Source organism: Algoriphagus sp. (genome assembly GCF_039969895.1).
Taxonomy (GTDB): Bacteria; Bacteroidota; Bacteroidia; order Cytophagales; family Cyclobacteriaceae; genus Algoriphagus.
Map to the genome: position 1 here is coordinate 20,181 of NZ_JBDVMZ010000010.1, position 16,822 is coordinate 37,002.

19 protein-coding genes and 1 other RNA gene are annotated in these 16,822 nt (G+C 40.5%); 11 read left to right on the forward strand and 9 right to left on the reverse strand.

The features are described 5' to 3' along the window. Nucleotides 1–22: 22 nt before the first annotated feature. Entirely contained in the window at nt 23–1,639 is a 1,617-nt protein-coding gene (locus ABJH64_RS05435; RefSeq protein WP_348274289.1) for a CTP synthase, read from the reverse strand. Between the two features lie 933 nt (nt 1,640–2,572). Here ABJH64_RS05435 and ABJH64_RS05440 point away from each other — a divergent pair. Continuing rightward, a complete protein-coding gene (locus ABJH64_RS05440) occupies nt 2,573–2,977 on the forward strand; it encodes a hypothetical protein (RefSeq protein ID WP_348274290.1) in 405 nt (134 codons plus the stop codon). 63 nt (nt 2,978–3,040) lie between these two features. Here the strand turns inward: ABJH64_RS05440 and ABJH64_RS05445 are convergent, their stop codons facing one another. Beyond that, nucleotides 3,041–3,448, reverse strand: coding sequence for a hypothetical protein (locus tag ABJH64_RS05445; RefSeq protein WP_348274291.1), 408 nt, complete (start codon nt 3,446–3,448; stop codon nt 3,041–3,043). Further along, nucleotides 3,445–4,020, reverse strand: coding sequence for a sigma-70 family RNA polymerase sigma factor (locus ABJH64_RS05450; RefSeq protein ID WP_348274292.1), 576 nt, complete (start codon nt 4,018–4,020; stop codon nt 3,445–3,447). Before ABJH64_RS05450 ends, ABJH64_RS05445 begins: the two co-directional genes overlap by 4 nt. Nucleotides 4,021–4,125: 105 nt before the next feature. On the opposite strand from ABJH64_RS05450, the gene ABJH64_RS05455 reads away from it, so the two are divergent. The 4 genes from ABJH64_RS05455 (at nt 4,126) to ABJH64_RS05470 (ending at nt 7,219) form a co-directional block, all read left to right on the forward strand. Next, nucleotides 4,126–4,467 (forward strand): DUF6249 domain-containing protein, encoded by a 342-nt coding sequence (locus tag ABJH64_RS05455; RefSeq protein ID WP_348274293.1) that lies wholly within the window; start codon nt 4,126–4,128, stop codon nt 4,465–4,467. A gap of 100 nt (nt 4,468–4,567) precedes the next feature. Beyond that, the gene (locus tag ABJH64_RS05460) at nt 4,568–5,056 is read left to right on the forward strand and encodes a hypothetical protein (protein ID WP_348274294.1); all 489 of its coding nucleotides are present in this window, start codon (nt 4,568–4,570) and stop codon (nt 5,054–5,056) included. Next, nucleotides 5,053–6,486: an HD domain-containing protein gene (locus ABJH64_RS05465; RefSeq protein ID WP_348274295.1), complete on the forward strand. Its 1,434-nt coding sequence runs from the start codon at nt 5,053–5,055 to the stop codon at nt 6,484–6,486. The genes ABJH64_RS05460 and ABJH64_RS05465 overlap by 4 nt, the downstream gene beginning before the upstream one ends. 22 nt (nt 6,487–6,508) lie before the next feature. Further along, the gene (locus tag ABJH64_RS05470) at nt 6,509–7,219 is read left to right on the forward strand and encodes a tetratricopeptide repeat protein (protein ID WP_348274296.1); all 711 of its coding nucleotides are present in this window, start codon (nt 6,509–6,511) and stop codon (nt 7,217–7,219) included. Nucleotides 7,220–7,718: 499 nt separating this feature from the next. Here the strand turns inward: ABJH64_RS05470 and ABJH64_RS05475 are convergent, their stop codons facing one another. The 6 genes from ABJH64_RS05475 to ABJH64_RS05500 form a co-directional block, all read right to left on the reverse strand. Next, nucleotides 7,719–9,113 (reverse strand): S41 family peptidase, encoded by a 1,395-nt coding sequence (locus ABJH64_RS05475; RefSeq protein ID WP_348274297.1) that lies wholly within the window; start codon nt 9,111–9,113, stop codon nt 7,719–7,721. A 66-nt stretch (nt 9,114–9,179) separates the two neighbouring features. Continuing rightward, nucleotides 9,180–9,890, reverse strand: coding sequence for an ATP-binding cassette domain-containing protein (locus tag ABJH64_RS05480; protein WP_348274298.1), 711 nt, complete (start codon nt 9,888–9,890; stop codon nt 9,180–9,182). A gap of 2 nt (nt 9,891–9,892) precedes the next feature. Then, nucleotides 9,893–10,096: a fructose-6-phosphate aldolase gene (locus ABJH64_RS05485; protein WP_348274299.1), complete on the reverse strand. Its 204-nt coding sequence runs from the start codon at nt 10,094–10,096 to the stop codon at nt 9,893–9,895. Nucleotides 10,097–10,141: 45 nt separating this feature from the next. Next, nucleotides 10,142–10,801 (reverse strand): fructose-6-phosphate aldolase, encoded by a 660-nt coding sequence (fsa, locus tag ABJH64_RS05490; protein ID WP_348274300.1) that lies wholly within the window; start codon nt 10,799–10,801, stop codon nt 10,142–10,144. Between the two features lie 184 nt (nt 10,802–10,985). Further along, nucleotides 10,986–11,076, reverse strand: an RNA gene (ffs, locus tag ABJH64_RS05495) — signal recognition particle sRNA small type. Nucleotides 11,077–11,193: 117 nt separating this feature from the next. Then, complete coding sequence (locus ABJH64_RS05500; RefSeq protein WP_348299569.1) at nt 11,194–11,424, reverse strand: hypothetical protein; 231 nt, start codon at nt 11,422–11,424, stop codon at nt 11,194–11,196. A gap of 247 nt (nt 11,425–11,671) precedes the next feature. Here ABJH64_RS05500 and ABJH64_RS05505 point away from each other — a divergent pair, with 247 nt between their 5' ends. The 6 genes from ABJH64_RS05505 to ABJH64_RS05530 all read left to right on the forward strand — a co-directional run bounded on the left by ABJH64_RS05505 (nt 11,672) and on the right by ABJH64_RS05530 (nt 16,779). Then, nucleotides 11,672–13,084 (forward strand): chorismate-binding protein, encoded by a 1,413-nt coding sequence (locus ABJH64_RS05505; protein ID WP_348276926.1) that lies wholly within the window; start codon nt 11,672–11,674, stop codon nt 13,082–13,084. 195 nt (nt 13,085–13,279) lie between these two features. Beyond that, nucleotides 13,280–13,675 (forward strand): four helix bundle protein, encoded by a 396-nt coding sequence (locus tag ABJH64_RS05510; RefSeq protein ID WP_348276927.1) that lies wholly within the window; start codon nt 13,280–13,282, stop codon nt 13,673–13,675. Nucleotides 13,676–13,719: 44 nt separating this feature from the next. Further along, a complete protein-coding gene (locus ABJH64_RS05515) occupies nt 13,720–14,286 on the forward strand; it encodes an aminodeoxychorismate/anthranilate synthase component II (RefSeq protein WP_348276928.1) in 567 nt (188 codons plus the stop codon). A 31-nt stretch (nt 14,287–14,317) separates the two neighbouring features. Further along, on the forward strand, nt 14,318–15,328 hold the full coding sequence (gene trpD / locus ABJH64_RS05520) for an anthranilate phosphoribosyltransferase (protein ID WP_348276929.1): 1,011 nt from the start codon (nt 14,318–14,320) through the stop codon (nt 15,326–15,328). 6 nt (nt 15,329–15,334) lie between these two features. Next, complete coding sequence (gene trpC, locus ABJH64_RS05525) at nt 15,335–16,153, forward strand: indole-3-glycerol phosphate synthase TrpC (protein WP_348277029.1); 819 nt, start codon at nt 15,335–15,337, stop codon at nt 16,151–16,153. Then, entirely contained in the window at nt 16,153–16,779 is a 627-nt protein-coding gene (locus ABJH64_RS05530) for a phosphoribosylanthranilate isomerase (RefSeq protein ID WP_348276930.1), read from the forward strand. The genes trpC and ABJH64_RS05530 overlap by 1 nt, the downstream gene beginning before the upstream one ends. Nucleotides 16,780–16,822: the final 43 nt, after the last annotated feature.

Sequence of the window (16,822 nt, forward strand, 5' to 3'; positions counted from 1 at the left end):
CGAAAATGTTGCTTCGGGGAGTTTATTTAATTTTTTTGTCCACTGCCGCTTGGATGAATTTCACGAAAAGTGGCTGTGGGGTAAGTACGGTGCTTTTATATTCTGGGTGAAACTGTACACCAACAAACCAAGGATGATTTTTGATTTCGACGATTTCTACCAAGCCTGTTTCTGGGTTTTTTCCTGTGGCAATCATGCCGTTTTCCTCCATTAACTGTAGGTACTCATTATTAAATTCGTAGCGGTGACGGTGACGCTCTTGGATTTTTGTTTTTCCATAGGCTTGATAGGATTTGCTGCCTTTTTTGAGGTCACAAGCATAAGAGCCTAGTCGCATAGTTCCCCCCATTTGATCGATATTTTTCTGCTCTTCCATCAATCCAATAACTGGGTTGGTAGTACTGGGATCCATCTCAGTGCTGTTTGCATCTTTCAGATGGAGTACGTTTCTGGCGTATTCGATCACAGCTACCTGCATCCCAAGGCATATTCCCAAGAAAGGAATGTTATGTTCTCTGGCGAATTTGACAGTTTCTATTTTACCCTCAAATCCTCTTTCTCCAAAACCTGGTGCAACCACGATTCCGTCCAAATCTTTCAATTTGGAAGCGATATTGTCTGAATTGATTTCTTCCGAAGAAATCAAACGGAGGTTTACTTCACATTCGATTGAACCGCCTGCGTGAGTGAAGGATTCTATGATTGACTTATAAGAGTCAGGAAGTGAAACGTATTTGCCTACGAGCCCAATGTTGACTTCTTGGGTGGGATTCTTAAGCTTTCCTAGAAAGTCCTTCCAGTTTTCTAGGTCAGTATTTTCTTTGGAAGAAAGCTTCAACTTCGTCATCACCCGCTCATCTAGCTTTTCCTTTTTCATTAGTAATGGAACGTCATAGATAGAGTCAGCATCCATAGCTTCGATGACGCTGTTTAGCTGTACGTTGCAGAAAAGCGCCAACTTTTTCTTCACATCTGAAGGGAGGTGATGCTCTGTTCGACAAACCAAAATATCAGGTTGAATTCCTGCTTCCAGGAGTTGCTTGACTGAATGCTGGGTTGGTTTTGTTTTTAATTCTTTGGCAGCTTTGAGATATGGGATCAAAGTCAAGTGAATAACCAAAAAGTTGTTAGGACTAAGGTCCCATTTTGCCTGACGAACAGCTTCTATAAATGGCAGAGATTCGATGTCACCGACACAGCCACCGATTTCGGTGATCACCACGTCATACTTCCCCTCTTCGCCGAGTTTGTAAAAATTAGCTTTTATTTCGTCTGTGATATGAGGAATTACTTGGACAGTTTTGCCTAGGAATTCGCCTTTCCGCTCCTTGGTAATCACATTATTATAGATCCTACCCGTAGTGATATTGTTGTCCTGCGAAGTAGGGATATTCAAAAACCGCTCATAATGTCCCAAGTCCAAATCAGTCTCAGCTCCATCATCTGTCACATAGCATTCGCCATGTTCGTATGGATTCAAAGTCCCTGGATCGATATTGAGATAGGGGTCAAACTTCTGGATGGTTACTTTGAACCCTCTGGCTTGTAGCAACTTGCCTAGTGAGGCTGCGATAATGCCTTTGCCGAGAGAGGAAGTAACACCTCCGGTAATAAATATGTATTTGGTGCTTGAAGCCATAAGAATGGGGGGAGGATGGTAAATTGGTTGGATTCTTATGGGGCTCAAAATTATGGAAAAATTCCCGATTATTGGCTTTTCGGTTAAGAAATACAAGAGCTTTCTCGGAATCTTCTTTGACTCACCTAGCTAGTCAATCGACAAAAGCTGTCCAGCTGAGATGTTGATTTGTCACTTGTTTTGGTGATTTTTCATAGGCAGCAGAGCAATTCTCTGTTTCTGAATAGGGCGTGTTTGTTTCCTAGTGAAGTTTGGTGATTATGTTTTTTTCGTTGGCTTTATTTACAGAAGATTGATCTAAAGAAGGTGGTAGTTTTGTGTGAAAACTATCTAGCATTGGTCAAGTGCTAGAGCATGGCTGAAATTCTTAGTGGCAATGGTTAATGATTAAGGATTGAACAATAATCTCTGTTAGGTATTAATTACAATTCGTACAGAATTCTCAAAATCTTATGGAAGTACAGAGACTATTTGCCCATTCCGAGGTTTTTTCAACTACATAAAATAGCTTGAGGATTGAGTTTATAATTTCTTGATCTGCGATCCTGAAATTTAATTAGTAGCTACAAAGTGATTCTTGAAATCATGACAAATTTGGGTTAGAGTAGTATTGAAGATGTGACAAGTACTGTATTACATGGGATGGCTGATTACAAGCTGATGTATTCACACTACTCCAGAATTAGGCGAGTAGAATTTACTAGTGGAATTATTGTACGTTAGCTTGGATTTGTTTTACAATATGGCGCTGGAACCTAATTTGATGGTGTGTTTAGTCAATTTTGCCTTAGTGTTTTAATTCATTCTACATTTGACATGTTTTAGAAGGATGTTAAAATGTATTATTTTATTATCTTTTTTATTAGCAAATTTTATATTTCTGTTATATTGCGTCAAATTATTACTACAACTAAGTTTAAACGAAAAAGGAATATGAGAGAATTAATTAGAGAAGCAATTGCCGACCTTAAAAAAGGTGATGGTTTTATTTATGTAACAGCCGACGGAAACAAGATTGACTTGCACGAAGCAGCTAGCAAAGGCATCGCGGTAACTCCTGTGAATCCAAAAAATCAAGTGATCAAGAAGCTGGAAGATGCTGGTCTTCATCTGAACGATGCGAAGTTCTTGAACGAATTGAACGAGTTAATTTCATTGGTAACTGGAAACGGTGTCACTACCAAAAGCTCTAAAAGAAGAACATTTACTGACTCTGAGAAAAGCAAAATTGTAGAAGAGTGGAAGAAAGTAGAAGCTGCAGGAAAGAAAACTAAAGCGGCGTTTGCTAGAGAGATTGGAGTTGGATATCAGACGTTTATCAACTGGTTGAGAGGTTAATTCCTAGTCAATAATACATAAAAAAAGGCAGCTGATCGGCTGCCTTTTTTTATGATGATTAGCTTAGGATGTTTGCCATTTTCTAAGGGTAAAAACAATTGATACCAATGCGAATAACGAGAAAATCACTAAAGATTGAATTGCTATTACTGATATATCTATGCTAGCCAATGATATTATTGGGAATTTAATCCCTGCTTTTGGAATAGTTATAGTTGGAAGTTGATTGAATAGGGGAGTAGCGCTATCGCCTGAGGGTAAGAAAAATAAAACAGCTATTACTAGCGTGGCTATTGCACCTCCGATTAATTTCCACCCTAGGGAAGAGATTACAGGGTTATATACAGAGATTGTTCGTTCCGCGCGAAGTTTACTTAGAATCGTTTGCTGGAAGTTTGCTGATGGCGAGTCAGGGCCTAGTTCCATCATAACTTCCCGGATATAGTAGTCTTCTTTGCTTTGGTTTTTCATAGCAGATGAATTATTTCACTTTTAGTAATCCTCTGTATAGATTCCAAAAGATTCTTTCTTCCTCTATGCAACAGGATTTTGATATTAGAGCTGGTCAAGCTCATAATCTCCTCGATTTCTTTTATACTTTGTTCTTCTAGATAGAACAACGTCAACACCGCCGACTCTGCAGGCTTCAAGCAGTCAAGGCCTTGTTGTAAAAGTTCTTTTCTCTCGTTCAATTGCAGAGATTTCAATCCGTCCAAATAAACTGAGGATTCGTCAGCGTTTTCTACAACCTGCTCCAAACTTACACTGTAGCTTTTCGTTTTTCTCAGTCTGCCCAATGCTTCGTTATAGACTATCTTGTACAGCCAGGTAGTAAACTTTGCATTTCCCTCGAAGGTTTTAAGAGAATGGAAAGCTTTCATGAATGCGTCCTGAGTAGCTTCCTCCGCCTCTTCTCTATTTTTCAATAGACGCAGGGCTAGTGTAAACGCAAATTTTTCATGCTTAAGAATCAATTGTCCATAAGCATTCAAATTCCCTCGTAAAGTTTTCTCTATATACTGGTCGTCTTCCTGAAATCGCATTTTTACATTGGATGCACGGATGCTAAAAAAAGTTACATTTTTTTAGCACATACTTGTAACCTTTTTATGGAGTGATGACATCCAAGAAGAAAAAACAAACATACCATGGCAGAAACTATTCTAGTTGTTCTCATTATTTTCTCCAGTATTTTCGGGGTCATTTTCACCTTTTTGACTACCAGAAATAAGGAAAGGCTCGCACTCATCGAAAATGGTGCGGATGCAAAACTCTTCAATTCTGGCCAAAAATACAGCTTTGGCCAATTTATCCTGAATCTAGCTTTACTCGCCATCGGAGTTGGGGTAGGTGTGTTGGTGGGAGCATTATTCACCCATGGCGGACTCGAAGATGGAGTGGCCTATACTTCCTGTATCTTTATTTTCGGTGGAATTGGGCTTTTGGCGAGTTTCTTCCTGAATAGAAAACTTGCCGTAAAAGAGCTATAGACTCGCCTCTTTACTGCGTATCTAAACCTCTCCTTTCCGAAGGCGAGGTTTTTTGGTTTCTACGCTTTTGTCAGCTGCTCTCATTTTTATGATTATTTTTGTGAAAAAATTAATCGCATTGGATCACTCACAACTAGTAGCTGCTTTTAGAGATAAAGGAGTTTTGCATATAAAAGAAGGAAATGGGAAAGTACTCACGCTCCTAAAGCCTGATCTTTGGAAGCCTGAAATGGGACATGACTGGATATTTTTATTGTTTGATTTATTTCAAATCCGGTCGATTTGCGAGCCTTTTTCAGAAGTTTCATTGGATATTATAGAATATGCCAATAAGCCGACGGTGTATCATAGTCCTGCAAATCGAATCGTTAAAGATGGACCTATGATCGATGGCGTATTGAAATTCAGTCTGATCATGGAGCCGATTTGGAACAAACTATTGTTTCAGATCTCCCAACCTGTGTTGGTGAAAATTGACTCCAAAGAATCTAACGCATATCAAACTCCCTTGCTATTTCCACTTTTGAGTCCTAGTACCAAAGAGATGTTTTTGGGTCCGGATGGGGATGTCAAAATTATCAAAGGATGAATTTCAAATCACATCTAGACAAATTCGAGGTCTTTAAGAAAGTAGCAGATGCTGCTGCCAACCTAGGGATAGAAACTTATGTGGTGGGCGGGTATGTGAGAGATTTGATTCTGAATCGGGAATGTAAGGATATTGACTTTACCTGTGTTGGGAATGGTATTGAACTCGCCAAGGAGGTAGGAAAGCAATATGATGGGCATGTCCCGCTATCGGTTTTTAAGAATTTCGGCACAGCTATGCTTAAGTTGGAAGACATGGAGTTGGAATTTGTGGGAGCTCGCAAGGAGTCTTATCGTGCGGAATCTAGAAACCCCACCGTGGAAATAGGGACGCTACAGGAAGATTTGGAACGCAGGGATTTCACGATCAACGCTATGGCCATCTCACTCAATGCTGCCAATTACGGAGATTTGATTGATCCTTTTGAAGGGCTGGTCGATATTAAGAAAAAACTTATTCGCACTCCACTTGACTCCAATGTCACCTTTTCGGATGATCCCTTGCGCATGCTACGCGCTGTTCGGTTTGCAGCGCAGTTGGATTTCGATATTGATGGAGACACATTTCATGCCTTGAGTGAAAATGCGCCACGACTTAAAATAATTTCCGCAGAACGTATAATTGTAGAGCTGAACAAAATTATTCTGGTTAAAAAGCCTTCCTATGGCTTTAAACTACTTTTTGCAGGGAAATTACTGCATGAGTTTTTTCAAGAAATGGTGGATTTGCAAGGCGTAGATTCTGTAGATGACAAGTCCCACAAGGATAATTTTTATCACACACTTCAAGTGCTGGATAATGTCTGCCAAGTGAGTGATGACTTGTGGCTTCGCTGGGCGGCTATTCTTCATGATATAGCTAAGCCAGCTACTAAGCGCTTCAATAAGAAAGTGGGCTGGACATTTCATGGCCATGAGGACAAGGGGGCACGCATGACTCCGGAGATTTTTCGCAGGTTGAAGCTACCTATGGATGAGCGCATGAAATATGTGCAAAAGCTAGTCAAGCTTCACCTTCGTCCTATCGCTCTGGTAAAGGATGAGGTCACTGACTCGGCGATGAGAAGGCTGTTATTCGAAGCTGGAGATGACATCGATGATCTAATGAAGCTATGCAGAGCAGATATTACTTCTAAAAACAATAAGAAAGTAAAGCGGTACTTAGAGAATTTTGACAAAGTAGCGCAGAAGTTCGTCGAAGTAGAAGCGAAGGATCAAGTTAGGAATTTCCAACCTCCCATTTCAGGAGAGGAAATTATGGAAATATTCGGACTGAAGCCTTCAAAAATCATAGGAGATATTAAAGAAGAAATTAAAGAAGCTATATTGGAGGGCAAAATTCACAACAACCCTACACAGGCACGTGAATTGATGCTGGAGATAGCTAAATCCAAAGGATTGTCTCCGGTGGAAAATCACCCAAAATCATAATCTAAATCAAAATTCAACTCAAATGAAGCGCGTTTTATTCATGCTGCTTATGGCCTTTTGCGCCAGCACAACTATTGCCCAGACGAAGGATTCGACCAACGTAGCGAGACTCGACCCAAAACTAAAACAATCACTCAATATAGCTGATCAGGCTGCTTATCAGTTGGCCTTACGATTCAGTGATATGGCTGCCGCCAAAAATGCACTGTATAACCTCATCGTGAGAAATCCAGAGGATATCCGCTATATAGAGATGCTAGCGTCAGTTTATTACGAAGCAGGACAATCCATGTCTGCTGCTTTAGTATCTATGGAAGTTTTGAAAATAAATGATAAAAGTATCACTTCCCTGGAGATAGCTGCTAACTCCCTCGAGCAAGTGGGAGCTCTGGAAAAATCTCTTCCGTATTTTGAGTCACTTTATCTGTTAAGTGGAGATAATTTCAGTCTTTACAAATCTGGGTATATTCAGTATAGCTTGAAAAAATATCCAGAGGCATTGAACTCCATGAATATGCTGGTAAAGAATGCCAAGCCAGATGAGAAAGTAGGCTTTCCTAAATCCCAAGTAGAGACGCAGGAAGTGAGTATGAAAGCTGCTGCTCTTAACCTGAAAGGAATGATTTACTTGGATCAAGGTTCTAAAACTGAAGCCAAAGCTGCTTTTCAAGAGGCAATATCTTTGGATCCTGCATTTGACCTTGCCAAGGAGAACCTTGCCAAAACTAATTAATCAAAACAAGCAGGAATCGGAATGAATATTCCGTATTATTTGACTAGTAGCAGATTCTGAATGAGTAGAACAGAATTTAGCGTCTTCAGAAAACTCAGTTTATTAAATAAAAGGCTGCCATTGCATGTGTAATGGCAGCCTTTTTTATGAAAAGAAGCCGTTTAGCTAAGAAATAGAAAGTACGCGAGAAAGGTCGTTACTAAGGAGATACCGCCACTAAGAGATAAGATTTTGGCGTGGTTGCTGATTTGATTCACTTTGTTGGTCCCTTGAATGGCGAAATGCCTGCTCGGTTTGATGATCTCCTGAACCAAAGCAAGACATCCTAGGAAATAAATTGAAAAGATAAGTAGAAGGCTTGCAGCTGTTTCCATAAGAGTAAGATTGAATTCTAAATTTAAAAGCAATTCAAGCCAAAACTCATGTGATCTGGAAACTTAACAATTTGATAATGAGCAAGCCCAAAAAAAGCCCCGAGAAATCTCGAGGCTGATTTAAATTAGTGAATTATGGGTGACTCAATCATTTTTCCCATACGAATTTTTTCTTGCAGCGTGGTTACGATCACTTCTCGTTCGAATTTCTCAAATCTACCAGAGGAAGGTTGCCCAGTTATTTGGGCTATGGCAGTTCTGAGCATGATTTCGTTTACGTCTCCGAGCGCTTTTAGTCTTTCTGTGTTTTCGAGAACAGAAATGTTAGGAGTAAATCCATTGCTATAATCGGACTGATCCAAACTGTTAAAGCTCTGGGTGACGATAGGTAGAAGGCCATAGGAATTATCTGGATTTTCCTCATCCTCTATGGCGATAGAGCCTACATTCTTCCCGAAAGTGACATCACCGATCAGAAAAACATCCATGTAAGGGCGAAGTCCATTAATGATTAGCTCTGAAGCTGACGCCGTTCCTCCGGAAGTCAAAACGTAAAGGCGATTTCCCTGTAGTGTATTGCCTAGATTCTCTGCTTTGTTAAGAAATGATGTTTTAACACTACTCAATGAGGGTACATTTGATGCTAAGAAATTGTTGTATTTAGTTCTTGAGAAGATATCTGAGCTTGTCACTCCAGGGCCTATCAAGCTCGCTAGGTTTACGGCGGAGCTCACAAAGCCACCTCCGTTATATCTTAAATCTAAAACTAAGTTGTTGATATTAGCGGCTTTCATTTTGGCAAAGATTGCATCCATCTCTTTGTCATACTTAGTATTGTCTCCGGTAGTACCAGGCGCAAAGAAGTTATAAACTACATATCCGATTTTCTGATTTCCAATGGTATAGATGGAGTCAAGAAAATTTGGGTCCTCTGGAAATTCTACTGGCGTAATAGATCCGACAGGCATGGCTTTGTATCCATTCGCTTCTTCATCATATCTCAAATAAGAAATAGTGTGTGTGCTGGAAGTTTGGCTCAGCAAACTGCGGTAATTATCTATAGTAAGGGGAGTTCCATTGATAGAGAGGATTCTGTCCCCACGACCTAAATCCAGCTGTGAAGCTGGGCTGTTTTTCTTTACATAGAGGACTTCAGCGAAAATATCGTTGGAGTTAGCAATTCTATATAATTGAAACTCATACCCCGGATCTAGAGAAACCCCCTGTAGAGAATTAATCAATACTTGATAATCAGGGTAAATCACCGAAAACCTATCTGTAGGCTTATTCAAAAGTGAATTGAAATAATCCGAAGGATCTGACGTGGCTGCAATTGGTGTTCTGAGATTAAGTCTCCAATAATACACCTCATCCATTACATCATAAATCCAGCTATTGATTTCTTCTTCCAGCGTAAGCTCAGGCTCTAATACAGGGTCTGGCTCATCGTCCTTGCAGCTCCAAAGTAATCCCGTGAGGACGACTAAAAGGGAGATCTTATACAGTTGATTAAGTTTCATAGTTTATATGTTTGGAAGATTACAAACGTATCAGTTATAATTCTGGATGAATAGTGCCAAATTTATTTAATACCCAGAGCCATAGGATACATCATGGGTTTTACTATCCTGCAGTTCTCCGTTTTCACATTTTAGCACACGATAAGGATACTTACGAAGTAAATCATAATTGTGGGTTGCCATCAAGATGGCTGTTCCCTTTTTATTGATCTCTTGGAAAAGCTTGAAGATTCCGTCCGCCACATCTGGATCTAGGTTTCCTGTAGGCTCATCAGCAAGCAAAATCGAAGGCTCGTTGAGTAAAGCTCGTGCAATAACTACACGCTGCTGTTCACCCCCCGATAGTTGGTGCGGCATTTTGCTTGATGCATTATTCAAACCTACCAGAAGAAGCACTTCGGCCATTCTTTCGTTGATTTTTACTTTATCTTTCCAGCCGGTTGCTCTCATCACGAAGGCAAGGTTTTCGGCTACCGACCTATCATTGAATAGTTGGAAGTCTTGGAAGATGATCCCTATTTTTCTTCTCAGAAATGGAATTTCTTTGGTTTTGATATTTTCCAGACTGAATCCTGCCACTTCTGCCGTCCCGCTTTTTAACTCTAAATCAGCGTAAAGTGTTTTTAGCAAGGAGCTTTTTCCACTTCCTGTTCTACCGATTAAGAATACAAACTCATGTTGCTCTACTGAAAAATTGACATTGGTCAGTATAGGGTCTATTCCCTGAAAGATCGTTGCCTGATTTACCTGAAGTACAGGCTGTGTACTGAAATCCATTCTTATAGTTCTAGTTTTTGCAATTTTCCAAAAGGCAGACTTTTGATTAAGTTCTCTAGTTCTTCTTCTTTTCCTTCCAAGCCAAACTTTTCTACGTTTTTCAAGGGTCTGTCTGCTCTAAAATAAGCCACCAAGACAAAATTTTCATCTCTGATTTGGATATAGTCAGGGATTTTTGCTTTTCCTTTTACTTTGATAATATACATAAGGGGAGATGAAAAAAAGACTGACGAACGCCAGTCTTTTACTTGTTATTTTCCGGCTGCTTTGGCATGGTCTGCCAAAAACGTTGCCAAACCAGAATCGGTTAATGGATGATTTAATAAGCTGGTGATTACTTTCAGCGGACAGGTGACCACGTCTGCGCCCACTTCAGCACATTTCAATAGGTGCATGCTGTGTCTCACAGATGCTGCGAGGACTTCCGTCTCGAACCCATAATTACCGTAGATATGTACGATCTGGGCGATCAACTCCATTCCGTCGAAGGAAATATCGTCAAGTCGTCCAATAAATGGAGATACATAGGAAGCGCCAGCTTTGGCAGCGAGGAGTGCTTGACCAGCTGAGAAAATAAGGGTACAATTTGTACGAATTCCCTCACTTTGGAAGTACTTGAGTGCTTTGAGACCATCTTTGATCATTGGGATTTTCACCACAATTTTATCATCGATTTTTGCTAGCTCTTTTCCCTCTTTTACCATTCCCTCATAATCAGTCGAAATCACCTCAGCACTTACTTTATCATCTACAATATCGCAGATTGCTTTATAGTGCGCTCTTACTTTTTCGTCTCCACTGATGCCTTCTTTGGCCATCAGGGAAGGGTTGGTAGTTACGCCATCTAGTACGCCCAGGTCATAGGCTTCACGAATGTCTGCAAGATTGGCTGTGTCAATAAAGAATTTCATGGTTGGATTGTTTAATAGGTATGGAAACCACCTTTCTATAGCTTTGTTTTTCTAGTCTTTAAATTGAAAACTGCGCAAATGCCATCCTCAGGGTGATTCCAAATGGATTTGTTTGTAGGAAACAAAGTTAGAAGATTAATCAAGATTTGGAACCTGATTGGTATTGCCCGAGAAAAAATAGGGCAAAAAAGAAGCGGCATCGCACCGCTCAACCACCTACCCTTGCTTCCTTCCGGACCTGGGGGATTCAGCAGGAGCTGGTCGTGCCGCCGGTGCAAAAGTAAGGAGAAATTCATTCTGTACAATAATCTATATCAGGATTGACAAATCAAGTGCTTTTAGCGCTGACTGTGAGGGGGATTAATTTCAACTTAGAAATTTCAAATTTGAGATTACTTACTTTTCGCCAGGTGCATCTGGAACTCCAACACATTGCAGGGAGTGAATTCATCTTCTGCCAGATCTTCAAAAATCTCCTCATCAAAGGTCATCTCTGTTTTTTCGATTTTACCATCAGGATGAACGATTAGTTCTATTCCTGAGAAATCATCTGGATTCACCTGAACCAAAACCTGATAATCGTCAAAAACTCGCTTGAAATATTGTGGGAATGCTTTTGCCATGATACTCTTTGGATGTTTTTATAAAATTATATCGAAATAATTGAAAATATGCTTTGTACTTAATAATCCCTTTCTAAATTTGCTCTCATTCTTATGAAAACAATCGCAAACAAATACTGGTGGTGGCATTCTTACTCTTTCCAAAAGGAAGTTTAGAAAGCCCCTGCATTTAATTTTGCGTTACGACATAGTATAAAAGGCTTACTGGATTTCCGGTAAGCCTTTTTTCATGAAAAATTAACATCAAATGACTCAAGTAAAATTCTCAATTCAGACTACCTACCAAAAGCGATTGGCTGATACGATCACACCGGTCAGTATTTATCTGCAGATACGGGATCGATTTGCCAATCCCATACTCTTGGAGAGTTCTGATTACCATGGTCAGGAGAACAGTTATTCCTACATCTGTTTTAATCCCTTGGCGACTTTTTCTTTCAATGCTGGAAAGGTAGTAGAAAGCTTGCCTTCTGGACAGAAAGAAACTTATGTAGTGAACTCAGAGCAGAAGCTCATGCAGTCTCTACGAGCTTTCGGGAATAAATTTGATGTCGCAACTGATAATTTTAAGTTTAGTTCGAATGGGCTCTTCGGTTATATTCAATACGATACTGTGGCCTACTTTGAGGACATTACTCTTCAAAATACCAGTCCCACAGATGTGCCAATGATGCACTATGCGGTCTATCAGAATGTAATCGTGGTAGATCACTACAAAAATGAATTGCATCTGCTGGAGCACAGAGTGGCTGGAGCAGATCAGCCAGCAAGGATGGAGGAAATCGAACGTCTTCTACACAACAAGAATATCCCGAGCTACTCTTTTCAGCGTGTAGGAGAAGAGGAATCTAACTACACAGATGAGGAGTTCCTGAAGATTTTAAATCAAGGAAGGGAGCATTGCTTTAAGGGTGATGTGTTTCAGATAGTTTTATCTCGTCGATTCCGGACGGCTTTCAAAGGCGACGAATTCAATGTATATCGCGCCTTGCGATCTGTAAATCCTTCTCCGTATCTATTCTATTTTGATTACGGTTCTTTTAAAGTTTTCGGTAGTTCTCCTGAGGCTCAGATTGTGGTAAATAACAAAAAGGCTACTATTTACCCCATTGCAGGGACATTCCGGAGAACGGGAAATGATCAAGAAGATGCACTCCTTGCCCGTCAGCTCTACGATGATCCTAAGGAGAACTCGGAGCATGTGATGCTAGTGGACTTAGCAAGAAATGATTTGAGCAGATCTTCCGAGAAAGTCACCGTAGAGGTTTTCAAAGAGATTCAATACTATTCACATGTCATCCATTTGGTATCCAAAGTGACGGGGGAGTTGCCGGATACTGCCAATCCACTGCAGCTAGTCGCCGATACCTTTCCGGCAGGCACACTTTCCGGAGCTCCAAAATATAGAGCAATGCAACTAATCGATGAATTGGAGAATGTCTCACGAACATTCTACGGCGGAGCAATAGGCTATTTAGGGTTCAATGGGGACTTCAACCACGCGATTCTGATCCGTTCCTTTGTCTCTGAAAACAATGAGCTGCGATTCCAGGCAGGAGCCGGAGTCGTCGCCAAATCTACTATCCCATCCGAATTGCAAGAAGTCGCGAATAAATTGGAAGCGTTGAGAGTAGCACTGAGAGCGGCGGAGGGAATATGATTGGAAAATTGAAAGATTTTAATATTGAAAAATTAGGATAAACGACTCGAATAGTTCTTCAATTAGATGGTTTGTCTAGATAGTTAAATTGATTAATTAAAAATGAAAATGAATTTGAGAATAGTAAGAAGTTAGATGGTTAAGTAATCTTCGAATTTTCAAAATTTTCAATCTTACAATTTTATCAGAAAGATTATGGCAAAATATGAGCGATTTGAGGATTTACCCGTTTGGCAACACGCTATCAAAATAGGAGTGAGGATCTATCAATTAGTTGAGTCAGAAAAACTAGCTAAAGATTATAGAGCAAAAGATCAGTTAATAGGGTCTGCAATTTCTATTTCTAACAATATAGCAGAGGGATTTGAATATAATAGAAATCGGCAGTTCATCCGATATCTTGAAATATCCAAAGGATCTGCAGGTGAGCTCCGAAGTCAGTTTTTCTTATTGCTTTCCGCTGGAAAATTAGATGAAAGTGCTTACCAAGAAAACTACCTGGATTTGGTTGATTTATCCAGTGAATTAAAAGGTTTAATCAAATACCTAAATGAATTTGAGAATAGAAAAAGAAAGAATGATGATTCATAGGAATCTTCCAATTTTTCAATATTCCAATATTTCAATTAATTAAAATGAAAATTCTCGTCCTAGACAATTACGATTCCTTCACCTACAACCTAGTCTATATTGTTCGTCAACTTGGCTATGGAGCTCAGATGGATGTATTCCGAAATGATAAAATAGCGCTGGAAGATGTCGCTCAATACGACAAAATCATCCTTTCTCCAGGTCCAGGGGTTCCAAAAGACGCAGGGATTATGCCCGAGCTTCTGAAAAAGTACAGTGCAACCAAATCTATTTTGGGTGTATGCCTGGGGCATCAGGCCATTGGAGAAGCCTTCGGCGGCGACCTAATCAATTTATCCGAGGTTCTTCATGGAGTAGCTTCTACGGTGAAAGTTGAAGAAGATTTGCTTTTCAAAGGCGTTCCCGATACTTTTAGTATTGGCAGATATCACTCCTGGGTCGTCAATGAAAATACCCTGTCATCTGACTTGGAAGTGATCGGCCGTACGCCGGACAATCAAATCATGGCCATCCGACACAAAAAGTACGATGTGCGTGGAATGCAATTTCACCCAGAGAGCATTCTTACCGAAAACGGTATTCAGATTTTGAAGAACTGGATGGAGAATTAACATCTAAAACCACCCCCATAACACCCATAGTATGAAAGAAATATTAAATCACCTCATTGAGCACCGAACACTCACCAGAGAGGATGCCAAGGAGGTTTTGAAAAACATCACCGCCGGAAATTATAACACCAGCCAGATCGCTGCTTTTATGACCGTTTATCTGATGCGGAGTATCACCGTAGAGGAATTATCTGGCTTTCGGGAAGCGATGCTAGAGCGATGTATTCCTGTGGAAATCTCAGAATACGATGCGATGGATCTATGCGGTACAGGGGGAGATGGTAAGGATACTTTTAATATTTCTACTCTTTCTTCTTTCATAGTAGCTGGAACAGGCCAGAACGTCGCCAAGCATGGGAATACCGGGGTTTCATCCATCTGTGGATCATCTAACCTGCTCGCTTATTTTGGCTATGAATTCACCAGTGATCTAGCGAAAATCCGTCAAAGCTTGGATGAAGTGGGCATCTGCTTCTTGCATGCGCCACTTTTTCACCCCGCAATGAAGCATGTAGGGCCTATCCGAAAGGACTTGGGCGTGAAGACTTTCTTCAACATGCTGGGGCCTATGGTCAACCCAAGTTTTCCCCGAAAACAATTAGTAGGGGTATTTAGCTTAGAATTGGCTCGTTTGTACGGCTACCTCTACCAGGACATGGAGGGCAGATTTTCTATACTTCATGCCTTGGATGGGTACGATGAGATCTCACTCACGGGTGATTTTAAAATGATTTCTACTACAGGAGAAAAAGTATATTCTCCCGAAAACCTAGGCTTGCCTCTTCTCAGCGCTTCTTCTATTGCAGGGGGAAATACCATTCAAGAATCAGCCAAAATATTTGAAAATATCCTGAAAGGGAAAGGGACGAAAAGTCAAAATGCAGTAGTGATTGCCAATTCAGCGGCTGCACTGGTAACTGCTCATGAGGGGCTTTCCTTCATAGATGCGGTAGGGATGGCAGAGGAAAGTTTGTTGAGCCAAAAAGCTCTTTATGCATTTAATGGATTAGTCAATCCAAAAACAACAGTCTCTTTAGCTTAAGTTATGATGAACATATTAGATAAAATAATTGCCCAAAAGCACATAGAAGTAACTGAAAGAAGCAGTTTGGTGCCTGTCAAACTTTTGGAAAAAAGTACATTTTTCGAAGGAAAAGTAGTTTCTATGAAAAAGTATGTGCTTGACCGCGAGAAGTCTGGGATCATTGCGGAGTTCAAAAGAAAGTCTCCTTCCAAAGGATTGATCAATGGTGCATCGGCTGTTGAAACGGTGAGTATTGGGTATATGCAGGCTGGAGCGTCTGCTTTGTCGATTCTGACAGACACAGATTTCTTTGGCGGAACCAATGCTGACTTAATAGCAGCACGAAAATTCAATTTTTGCCCTATTCTGAGAAAGGATTTTGTGGTGGATGAATACCAATTACTAGAAGCAAAATCCATAGGTGCTGACTGCATTCTTTTGATAGCTGCAGCACTCAAGTCGGCTAGATTAAAAGAGCTGGCTGCTTTCGCAAAAAGCCTCGGATTGGAAGTGCTGATGGAGGTTCACGATGGAGAAGAACTGGAAAGAAGTCTCTGTGATGACCTGGATTTGGTGGGGGTCAACAACAGAAACCTGAAGACTTTCGACGTCTCTTTACAGACTTCAATAGACTTGGTAGATAAGATTCCGTCTGATTTTGTGAAGATTTCCGAATCTGGAATTTCTGATCCTGCTACGTTGATTTCCTTGAAAGAAGCAGGTTTCGATGGTTTCTTGATCGGTGAGAACTTCATGAAGTCCTCTCGTCCAGAACAAGCAGCTTATCTGTTCATGAAAGAGTACAAAAAGCTCCTAGCTCAAAAAACTCAAGTAAGCGTCTGATGAAAATCAAAGTCTGTGGGATGCGGGATCCTGAGAATATTCAAAATCTTATACAGGAAGTTAAGCCTGACTGGATGGGATTGATTTTCTACTCCAAATCCCCACGGTTTGTCTCAGCGGATTTTGCACCTAATCTAAGCGGGATCGAAGTCCCAAAAGTCGGGGTTTTTGTGAATGAATCCATAGACTTTGTTCTTGAGGAAGTGGAAGAGTTTAACCTGTCAGTCATTCAGCTTCACGGGGAAGAATCGCCAGAGTATGTGCGAGAATTGAAGTTGAAAACAGGTAAGAAACTATGGAAAGTAGTAGCTGTAGGAGATTCAATTGATTGGGAAACATTGAGGGATTACGAGAGTTTGGTAGAGTACTTTCTGTTTGATACCGCTACTGAGTCACATGGTGGATCTGGCAAGAAGTTCAACTGGCAGGTACTTGAAAGTTATCCCTTCGAAAGGGGTTTCTTGCTGAGTGGCGGGATAGATGGGGAAAGTGCTGATGAGGTGTTGTTACTGGCTGATCGTCTGCCTCAGCTAGTAGGAGTGGACTTGAATTCCAAATTTGAGGATGCACCTGCAGCAAAGAATATTGAAAAGTTGAAGAGTTTTAAGAATAAAATCAGGCCATAGTTGAGAGGCCATAGTCCATGGTCTATCAGCTATCAACTATAGA